Source organism: Halogeometricum sp. CBA1124 (genome assembly GCF_009741955.1).
Taxonomy (GTDB): Archaea; Halobacteriota; Halobacteria; order Halobacteriales; family Haloferacaceae; genus Halogeometricum; species Halogeometricum rufum.
The window spans coordinates 1-10,299 of record NZ_WPCD01000132.1 but is presented as its reverse complement, the minus strand read 5'-3'; the positions used below and the strand labels follow the sequence as shown (position 1 = coordinate 10,299).

Annotated in this window: 6 protein-coding genes and 4 pseudogenes; 9 read left to right on the top strand and 1 reads right to left on the bottom strand. The window is 67.7% G+C overall.

From position 1 onward, the window contains the following. The 8 genes and pseudogenes from GJ632_RS14635 to GJ632_RS14605 all read left to right on the top strand — a co-directional run. Positions 1–674, top strand: a pseudogene (locus GJ632_RS14635) (phosphomannomutase); the annotation flags it as partial. Between the two features lie 135 nt (positions 675–809). Further along, positions 810–1,943, top strand: coding sequence for a BMP family protein (locus tag GJ632_RS14630; protein WP_191453347.1), 1,134 nt, complete (start codon positions 810–812; stop codon positions 1,941–1,943). A 249-nt stretch (positions 1,944–2,192) separates the two neighbouring features. Next, positions 2,193–3,778, top strand: a pseudogene (locus GJ632_RS14625) (ABC transporter ATP-binding protein). Beyond that, positions 3,775–5,133: an ABC transporter permease gene (locus GJ632_RS14620; RefSeq protein WP_089806586.1), complete on the top strand. Its 1,359-nt coding sequence runs from the start codon at positions 3,775–3,777 to the stop codon at positions 5,131–5,133. Before GJ632_RS14625 ends, GJ632_RS14620 begins: the two are co-directional and overlap by 4 nt. After that, a pseudogene (locus GJ632_RS14615) lies at positions 5,130–6,229 on the top strand (ABC transporter permease). Before GJ632_RS14620 ends, GJ632_RS14615 begins: the two are co-directional and overlap by 4 nt. 70 nt (positions 6,230–6,299) lie before the next feature. Continuing rightward, positions 6,300–7,277 (top strand): hypothetical protein, encoded by a 978-nt coding sequence (locus GJ632_RS14610; protein WP_191453346.1) that lies wholly within the window; start codon positions 6,300–6,302, stop codon positions 7,275–7,277. Between the two features lie 42 nt (positions 7,278–7,319). Further along, positions 7,320–7,478, top strand: coding sequence for a hypothetical protein (locus GJ632_RS22235; protein ID WP_197428017.1), 159 nt, complete (start codon positions 7,320–7,322; stop codon positions 7,476–7,478). An 84-nt stretch (positions 7,479–7,562) separates the two neighbouring features. After that, positions 7,563–8,935, top strand: a pseudogene (locus GJ632_RS14605) (geranylgeranyl reductase family protein). 66 nt (positions 8,936–9,001) lie between these two features. Here the strand turns inward: GJ632_RS14605 and GJ632_RS22230 are convergent. Beyond that, complete coding sequence (locus tag GJ632_RS22230) at positions 9,002–9,790, bottom strand: hypothetical protein (protein WP_197428016.1); 789 nt, start codon at positions 9,788–9,790, stop codon at positions 9,002–9,004. On the opposite strand from GJ632_RS22230, the gene GJ632_RS14595 reads away from it, so the two are divergent. Then, positions 9,774–10,299: hypothetical protein (locus tag GJ632_RS14595; protein WP_191453345.1), on the top strand; the 526-nt coding region annotated here is incomplete at its 3' end. The genes GJ632_RS22230 and GJ632_RS14595 overlap by 17 nt on opposite strands.

Genomic DNA, 10,299 nt, shown 5'->3' with positions numbered 1-10,299 from the left:
CGGCATCGCCCACGACGGCGACTCCGACCGCATCGTCGTCGTCGGCCCGGACGGCGAGGTGGTCCACGAGGACACCGTCGTCGCCGTCCTCGCGGAACACTTCGTGCGCGCCGCGGACGCGGACGACCCGGTGGTCGTGACGACGCCGAACGCGTCGGGCCGCATCGACGAACGGGTCCGCGCGGCGGGCGGCCGGGTCGAACGGGTTCGCCTCGGCGCACTGCACGAGGGCATCGCCGCCGCGCGCGCCGGCGGCGGCGACGTGGTGTTCGCCGCCGAACCGTGGAAGCACATCCACCCCGGACTCGGCGGGTGGATAGACGGCGTCGCCTCGGCGGCCGTCTTCACCCGTCTGGTCGCCGAGTCCGGCCTCTCGACGCTCCGCGAACCCGTCACAGAACGCCCCTACCGGAAGGTGAGCGTCGCCTCGCCCCGACGAACGGAAGACGGCCGCCATGGCGACGTTGGAGACGACGCTCCCCGAGGCGTTCCCCGAGGCGGACGTCGACACCGAACACGGCGTCCGTCTCGAACGGCCGGACGCGTCGTGGGTGCTCGTCCGCCCCTCCGGCACCGAACCGTACGTGCGCGTCTACGCCGAGGCCGACGACGTGGACGCCCTCGTCGAGGCGGCCACCGACGTCGTCGAGGCGGCCGTCGAATCCGCCGGCTAACTGTGAGAACGTTCAGCCCATTCTCGCTGCGCTAACCGTTCGTCAGGATATCTCCACCGCATTCACAGAATCGAGAATGGAAGCGACGCACTTATGGCCATCTCGCGTCGGCTAACCGTATAGGTGTCCATAGAGATGGATAGACGCAAGTTCTTGAAGGCGACAGGTGTCGCGGGTATCGCAGGTCTGGCAGGGTGTAGCGGCGGACCGACCGAGGGCGGCGACTCGACGGCGACCGAGGGCGGCGCCGAGACGACCGAGACCGAGTCCGCGGAGACGACGCAGGCGACCACCGAGGAGGGCGGCCCGGCCGCGAACGTCGGCATGGTGTACGCGCTCGGCGGTCTGGGCGACAAGTCGTTCAACGACGCCGCCAAGCGCGGCATCGAACGCGCGCAGTCCGAACTGAACGTCGCGTACAACGAGGCGCAACCCTCGGCGGCCGAGGAGTTCCCGACGTTCCAGCGCCGGTTCGCGCAGTCGCAGAACCCCGACTACGACCTCGTCTGCTGTATCGGCTTCGCGCAGAAGTCCGCGCTGCAGGAGACGTCGCAGAACTTCCCCGACCAGAAGTTCATGCTGGTCGACGACGTCATCGACCGCGACAACGTCGCCTCCTACGCGTTCAAGGAGCACGAGGGGTCGTTCCTCGTCGGTCACCTCGCGGGTCTCCTGACGACCCAGCAGTTCGAGGCCGGCGCGGGCGCCACGTCCGGCGACTCGACGCAGGTCGGCTTCGTCGGCGGCGTCGAAGCCCCCCTCATCAAGAAGTTCCAGGCCGGCTACGAGGCCGGCGTCAAGCACGCCGACGAGAACATCAGTATCTCGGCGGCGTACGCCGGGTCGTTCTCCGACTCCGCGGCGGGCAAGGAGATAGCCACCTCGATGTACGAGGACGGCGTCGACATCGTCTACCACGCGGCCGGCGGGACGGGTCTCGGCGTCTTCCAGGCGGCACAGGAGCAGGACAAGTTCGCCATCGGCGTCGACTCCGACCAGTCGCAGACCGACCCGAACTACGCGAACGTCATCCTCGCCTCGATGGTCAAGCGCGTCGAGACGGCCGTGTTCACGTCCGTCGAGAACGTCGTCGAAGACTCGTACAACGGCGGCGAGACGACGACGCTCGGCCTCGACCAGAACGGCATCGAGTGCGTCTACGGGCAGGAAATCGGCGGCGAGATACCCGAGGACGTCAAGACGGCGGTCAGCGAGAGCCGACAGGCAATCATCGACGGCGAGATTTCGGTCCCGTCGTCGATGGAGTAGACGGCGCTCGCGCGACGACGACGGCGTCGCACCCGCGGCGACGACGCGACCACACGCACGACTTCTTTCGCGACGGCGCGGACGGCGACACCGACGGGCGTCGCGAGCGACCGCTGTCGGTCGCGGTCAGATTCGCCGCCCGCCGGACCGCCGTCTCGGCGCCGGACGTTCCGAAATCTAACTGTCTCGGTGCCGCGACCGGCGCGAAACCAAACGAGTTTAAACGAACGCGCGAGAGTGGAGGATAACATGACCACCGCGGTCCACCTCGACGGAATCACCAAGCGGTTCCCAGGGGTCATCGCCAACGATGACGTCGACCTGACCGTCGAGCGCGGCACGGTGCACGCACTTCTCGGAGAGAACGGCGCGGGGAAGACGACGCTGATGAACGTCCTCTACGGTCTGTACCGACCGACCGAGGGACGCGTCGTCATCGAGGGCGAGGAACGGCAGTTCTCCTCCCCCCGAGACGCCATCGACGCGGGCGTCGGGATGATTCACCAGCACTTCATGCTCGTGGACCCGATGACCGTGACCGAGAACATCGTTCTCGGGAACGAACCACGCAAGTGGTTCGGGCTCGCGGTCGACAGAGAGGGCGCGCGGCGTGACGTGCGAGACCTGTCCGGGCGATACGGGTTCGACGTCGACCCGGAGGCGACGATAGAGGACGTGAGCGTCGGCGTGCAACAGCGCGTCGAGATTCTCAAGGCGCTGTACCGGGGCGCCGACATCCTCATCCTGGACGAACCGACCGCCGTGCTGACGCCGCAGGAGGTCGAGGACCTGTTCGAGGTCTTCGAGGAACTGACGGCGCAGGGCAAGACCATCATCTTCATCACCCACAAGCTGGGCGAGGCGATGCACGCCGCCGACGACGTGACCGTCCTCCGCGACGGCGAGAACGTCGGCACCGTGAAGACCGAGGACACCTCGCGGGAACGACTCGCCGAACTGATGGTCGGCCGCGAAGTGTTCCTGCAGACGGACAAGAACCCGACCGAACCGGGCGACGTCGTCCTCTCGACGGACCGCCTCTCCGCGGAGGACAACCGCGGTATCGAGACCGTCTCCGGCGTCTCCTTCGACGTGCGCGAGGGCGAAGTGTTCGGCATCGCCGGCGTGGACGGCAACGGCCAGTCCGAACTCATCGAGTCCATCACCGGACTCCGCGAACCCACCGAGGGCAGCGTCACCTACCTCGGCGAGGACATCACCCGCGCGCCTCGCTCGGACCGCATCGACGCCGGGATGGCGTACATCCCCGAGGACCGGCACGAACGGGGGCTGGTGATGGAGTTCGACCTCGTGCAGAACGGCATCCTCGGCAGCCAACACAGCGCGCCGTTCGCCACCCGCGGCAACATCGACTGGGACACGGCCCGCGGCCACACCGAGGACATCATCCGCGAGTACGATGTCCGACCGCCGAACCCCGACGCGGACGCGGAGTCGCTGTCGGGCGGCAACCAGCAGAAGTTCATCGTGGGCCGCGAGTTCGAACGGGAACCGGAACTCGTCGTCGCCACGCACCCGACCCGCGGGGTCGACATCGGCTCGACCGAGTTCATCCACGACCGACTGCTCGAACTCCGCGACGCGGGCAAGGCCGTCCTCCTCGTCTCCTCGAAACTCGACGAGGTGCAGGGGCTGTCGGACCGCCTCGCCGTCATGCACGACGGCGAGTTCATGGACGTGGTCGACCCGCAGAACGTCACCGAGGAGAGATCGGTCTGCTCATGGCGGGCGAACGCCCGGAGACCGAGTCGCAGACCGAAGACGCGGTGGCCGACGGCGGTGCCGCCGACGAGGGAACGGAGGTTGACCGATGAGCGCCGCCGCCGACGCGCGCCGGACTGTCAGGTCGATGCTCCGCCGAATCGTCGCCCTCTCGGGCGTCGAACGCCTGCTCATCAGCCTCGCCGCCCTCGTCCTCGCGATTCTCGTCGGCGCGGTGCTCATCCTCGCGTCGGGCCGCATCACCACCTGTTCGCAGGCGGCCGCCGTCTACTTCGGCCTCGGCTTCTGTTACGACCCTCTCGAAGTCTACTTCGTACTGTTCAACGGGGCGTTCGGCAACCCGCTGAACCCGGCCATCATGTCCGGGCCCCTCGTCAACCCCGCGTGGAGTCCGTTCACGGGTGCGCTGACGTTCACCGGACCGCTCGTGACGAAGGCGCTGTTCACGTCGCAGTGGAACCCGCTGAACTTCAGCGTCGCGCTGACGATGAAGGAGACGACGCTGCTCGTCTTCACGGGCCTCTCCGTCGCCGTGGCGTTCCGCGCGGGCCTGTTCAACATCGGGACGCAGGGGCAACTCGTCGTCGGCGGACTGGTGACGGCGCTCGTCGTCGGCACCCTCGTCCCCGTCGTCCCCGGCGGACTGGCCGGGAGCGTGCTTCTGGTCCCCGTCGGCGTCCTCGCCGGCGCCGCCGCGGGCGCGTTCTACGCGGCCATCCCCGGGGCGCTGAAGGCGTACGCCGACGCGAACGAGGTCATCACGACCATCATGCTCAACTTCATCGCCGCGCAGTTGGCGTTCGTCGCCGTCTCGCAGTTCTTCCGCAACCCCGACTCGCAGGTCGTCGAGACGGCGCCGCTCCCCGGCTACGCGACGCTCGCGCCCGTCGTCTTCCCGCGGGGCGGTGACTTCGCGGTTCTCACTCTCGTGTTCGCACTCGCGCTGGTGGCCGCCATCTGGTTCCTCATCGAACGCACGTCGTACGGCTACGACCTGCGGACGAGCGGTATCCAGCCCGAAGCCGCCGAGTACGGCGGCGTCGACGCCAAACGGACCGTCGTGAGCAGCATGATGCTCTCGGGTGCCCTCGGCGGCGTCGGCGGCGCGGTGTGGGTCCTGATGGTGATGGGGAAGTGGCAGACGGGCGTGCCCGCCCTCGGCTTCGACGGCATCACCGTCTCCATCCTCGCGGGCAACAATCCGCTCGGGGTGTTCCCGGCCGCGTTGCTGTTCGGCACGCTGAAGTCCGGGTCGCTCGCGGTGCAGTTCGAGACGGGCGTCCCGAAGCAACTCGTCGGCGTCCTCCGGGGTCTCATCATCCTGTTCGTCGCCATGCCGGAGTTCTTCCGCGCCATCGGGACGAACGTCGTGGATCTGGAGGAACCCGACTCGAAGGCCGTCGCCACGGACGGCGGCGAACCCGCCTCGGGAGGTGAGGAGCGATGAGCACGCAGACCGGACTCTCCGGACTCCTCGAACGCGACTGGTCGTACCGCGAGACGCTGGTCGGGGGCGCCCTGGGCGTCTTCGTCCTCATCGGTCTCCTCGGGTTCGTCTTCCCCGAGAGCATCTGGGCGAACCTCGCCTCGATACTGACCGAGCGAAGCACGCTGGCGTCGGCGCTCCGCCTCTCGGTGCCCATCGTCTTCGCCGCCCTCGGCGGCATCTTCGCGGAGAAGTCCGGCGTCATCAACATCGGGCTGGAGGGACTGCTCATCATCTCGGCGTTCGTCGCCATCCTCGTCCCCTCCATCATCGGTCCGGACGGGACGACGCTGTTCGTCCCGAACCTCTGGGTGGGCTTCGGCGCGGGCATCCTCGCCTCGGTGCTGTTCGCCGCGCTGTTCGCGGTGGTCTGTATCCGCTACAAGGCCGACCAGATAATCGCCGGGCTGGCGGTGTGGCTCATCGCCCTCGGTCTCGCGCCGTTCGCCGCGACGGTGTACTACGGCGGCGTCAACACGGACAACATCGGCACGTCGCTGCCGACGTGGGTGATTCCGGTCCTCTCGGACATCCCCTTCTTCGGCGCCGTCTTCACCGCCACGCCCGCCGTCTACGCGATGCTCGTCGCCGTGCCCGCCTCGTGGTTCGTCCTCAACCGCACCTCGTTCGGCAGTCACGTGCGCGCCTCCGGCGAGAACCCGCGCGCCCTCGACACCGTCGGCGTGGACGTGTCGCGGGTCGCTACGCGAGTGCGCTCCTGTCCGGCTTCCTCGCCGGCATCGGCGGCGCGGCGCTCTCGCTGGGACTCGGGCAGTTCCTCGGGAACAACCAGACGATGGTCAACGGCAAGGGGTTCATCGCCATCGTCGCCTACCTGTTCGGCAACTACAACCCCATCGGCGCGTTCGGCGCGTCGTTCCTGTTCGCCGGACTGGAGGCCGTCCAGATTCGCCTCCAGCAGGTCCCCGGCTACACCGTGCCCGACTCGCTCATCCAGACCATCCCGTACGTGACGGTCATCGTCGTCCTCGCCCTCGTCGGCCGCACCCGCATCCCGGAGGCGGCGGGCGAACACTACGAGTCCGGCGAGGACTGACGCCGCCGCGGTTCTCATATCTTGTAACGGGGTCGGGAGAGTTAACTGCCGACCGGCCGACCGACCGCGCATGCGACTGCGAGACGCCGTCCGACGCGCCGCCGGCTATCACCTCCGAGCGCTGCCGCCGACGGCCGTCGGACTCGGCCTCGCCGGGGCGGGCGTCTGGTACGGCCTCGACGGCGGAACCTCGCTCGCGGCGGTCACGACGGCCCGCCTCGCGCCGGCCGCCGTCCTCGCCGGCCTCGGCGTCGCCGTCGCCGCCGTCGGTCGGACCGCCGTCCGCCTCGACGCGAACGCCGCGGCCGTCGCCCGGCGACTGGACGGGTCGGGCATCGACGAGGACGACCTGCGCGAGACGGTCGCCATCGCCACCGAACGCGCCGTCGCGGACTCCATCGACGGCGCGACGGCCGAGATAGAGGCGCGCGTCAGCGACGCGGTGACGGACGCCGTCGCCGGCGACGACGAAGGGTCGTCTCCGTCCGCATCTCCGTCTCCGTCGCCGTCCGCATCTCCGTCTCCATCACCCAGTTCGTCGTCTCCCCCCGGCCCGTCTCCGCCGGCAGAACCCGCGTCCGCACCCCAGTCGCCGTCCGACGACGCCTCGCCGTCCGACGATGCCTCGTCGGTCGCCGACGCTCTCGACGCGCACGCGGACGAATCGGACGCACTCGCCGACGCGACCCGCCGGGCGAGCGAACGGGTCGAGTCGTATCTGGAGAGCGAAGACGCCGACGCGGGCGAGTTCCGGCAACTCGCCGAGGGTGCCGCGGTGCTAGACGGCAGCGAGTCGGCCGACGCGGACGACGCCGACCGGGCCGTCGTTCGGACCGACGGACCGTCGGACGCGGAACGGACGGACGAGGCCGACCCCGTCTCTGCCAGAGAGGCGGAGACGGCGGGCGACGGCGCGGAGATACTCGACGACGACCCCGCGGACCCCGACCTGCCGGACGGCGACACCGAGACGGACGACGCGGAGATACTCGACGACGACACCGAGATGGTGTTCGGAGACGACGTGCGGGACCCGGACGAGACGTAACGCGGAGCCAACACCTTTGCGACCGCATCGCAAGAATCACGTATGGACTCTCTCGACGCGGAGATAGACGCACTCGCGCGTCGCATCGAGCGACAGATTCGCCGCAACGAGGCGCGACTGGCGGAGTTGCCCGACTTCGACCGCGAGTGGCGGGAGGCGACGACGGCGTCGGTGTCGGACACCGACAGACTGTTTCTCTGAGGGGCAGTCCCGCCTCGGCGGGCGAACTGCCACCTCGGGGACGACAAATAAAGAGTTTTCCGCTCGCCCGCCAGAATCCGAACAATGACCACCACCCACGAGTACGACGTCGTCGTCGTCGGGGCTGGCACCTCGGGGTGCTACGCCGCCGCGACGATCGCCCGCGAGGGTCTCGACGTGGTCGTCGTCGAACGGAAGACCGCCGACGAGGCGGGACACATCGCCTGCGGCGACGCCCTGAAAGGCGCCGACGCCTTCCCCGACGCCATCCCCAAAGAACAGATTCAACCCGCCTTCACGAACACGGACGTGGACCACGGCCGGTTCGAACTTCCGCAGGAGGACACCGTCCTCGAAATCCCCGTGCCGGGCGAACTCGCGGTCATCGACCGCTGGGAGTACGGTCGTCGCCTCATCGACGGCGCGGAGAGCGCCGGCGTGGAGTTCCACTACGACACCGTCGTGCAGGACGTGAACCAGACCGACGACGGGCGCGTGACGGGCGTTCGCGCGAAGAAGAAGGGCGAGGTCGTCGAGTACGAGGCTGACGTGACCGTCGACGGCGCCGGTGCACTCTCCATCCTGCAGGACAAGGCCGACTTCTCGGAGGCGACGTTCGACACGAACGTCTCCTACAGCCAGTTCTGTTCGGCCTACCGCGAAATCGTCGAGGTCGAAGAGCCCGTCGAGTGGTCCGACGCCTCGTGTTCAAGCCCGCAGAGGTCGCCGCGGGCTACATCTGGTACTTCCCGCGGACCGAGACGACCATCAACGCCGGTCTCGGCTTCCAGATGACCGAGGAGCCGATGAAACTCGTCGACGACCTGAAGCGTGACCTCCGGGAACGGCCGGAGTTCGAGAACGCGACGGTGACGGACAAACTCGGCGCGGCCCTGCCGACGCGCCGCCCCTACGACTCCGCCGTCGCGCCGGGGTTCATCGCCGCGGGGGACTCCGCCGGCCACGTCAACCCCACCACCGGCGGCGGCATCGCCGGTGCCGCCTACGCCGGGAAGTACGCCGGCGAACAGGCCGTCCGCGCCATCGGCGAGGGCGACGTGAGCGAGGAGGCACTCTGGCACTACAACGAACGCGTGATGGACCACTTCGGCCAGCGCTACGCCGGACTCGACGTCTACAACGTCCTGTCGACGGCCATCGACGTGAACGAACTGATGGGACTGCTGGCCCGCCTGCCGGGCGAGAAACTGGCCGAGGCGCTCTACTCCGGCACCACCTCGTTCGGGCCCCGACTCATCGCCAAGACCGCGAAGGAGTCGTACGGGTTCTGGAGCGAGATTTACAAGTTCTACGAGACGAAGAACGCCGCGGACGAACTGATGGGTCACTACGGACGGTACCCGCGTCGACCGAGTGCGATGGAGGGCTGGAAGGACCAGCGTGACCGCCTGATGGAAGACGTCTACGAAGTCACCGGCGCGGACCCGAAGTACTGACTCGGAGCCGCCGCTTCTCGCCGCTTCGACGGTCGAAAAAGAAAGTGTCGGGGACGAACCGGCCGATTACGCGTCGGCCGTCGTCTCTTCGGTCGTAGTTTCTTCCGTAGTGGTTTCTTCGGTGGTCGTCTCCTCTGTCGTGGTTTCTTCCGTAGTGGTTTCCTCGTTGGTCGTCTCTTCAGTCGTCGTCTCTTCAGTCGTGGTTTCCTCGGTGGTCGTCTCTTCCGTCGTCGTCTCTTCAGTCGTGGTCTCCTCAGTCGTCGTCTCGGTCGCAGTCTCCGTCGGCGTCTCGGTTTCCGTCGGCGTTTCCGTCTCCGTCGGTTCCTCGTCGTCGTCGTCGACTGCGTCCTCGTCTATCTCGCCGAGGACGACGGCGGTGCCGTTCTCGGTGAAGTTCGCCGAGACGGTGTTAGAGGCGAGGTCAACGCGGGTGTCGACCTGGGTCCACTCGCCGTCGGCGTACTGGTAGAACGAGATGCTCAGTTCGTCGGTGTCCTCGGCCGCCAGTCGGTTGACGTCGTAGGTGACGGTGAGTTCGAGGTTCGACTCGTTGCTGAGCGACTCGACGTCGATGCCGTCGGTCACGGCGGCGTAGCCGTCGAGGGCTTCGGGCGTCTCGTTACTCGGTGCGAACGCGACGTCCGTCGCGGCGTAGGAGAGTTGCGTCCCATCGATGGTGACGTCCATCCCGCCGCTCTGGTTCGCGTCGACGGCGTAGACGGTCCAGCCGGTGCTGGCGTTCGCCGACGAATCGACGACGGTGTTGTTGCTGCCACCGACGTAGAGGAACGCGCTAGAGAAGTTCGAGGCGGACTCGTTGTCCATGGTCTCGTTGTCCATGGTCTCGTTGTCCATGGTCTCGTTGTCCATGGTCTCGTTGTCCATGGTCTCGTTGTCGGTGGTTTCGTCGTCGACCGGCGTCTCGGTCTCGTCGTCCGTACTCTCGTTGTCGGCCGGCGTGACGCCACCTTCGGAGCCTTCGGTGGTGGTGTTGTTCTCGACCTGGAGGGCGGACACCGTCTCGGTCTCCGTGACCGTCTCGTTCTCGGAGGCGGTCTCGGTTTCGTCGTCGACCGCCGTCTCAGTGGCCGTCTCCTCGGTCGTAGTTTCCTCGGTCGTCGTCTCTTCGGTCGTCGTCTCTTCGGTCGTCGTCTCTTCGGTCGTCGTCTCTTCAGTCGTCGTCTCTTCAGTCGTCGTCTCTTCCGTGGTCGTCTCCGTCTCGGTCTCGTCGCGTCTCCGTCTCGTTGTCGTCGGTCTCGTTCTGCGCCGGTGCGCTACCGGTCTCGTCGACGGTCGCGTTCCGGACTTCGTTGCTCTCGCCACCGTCGAACAGGACGCCCGCGTAACCGTTGTTGCTGGCGTCC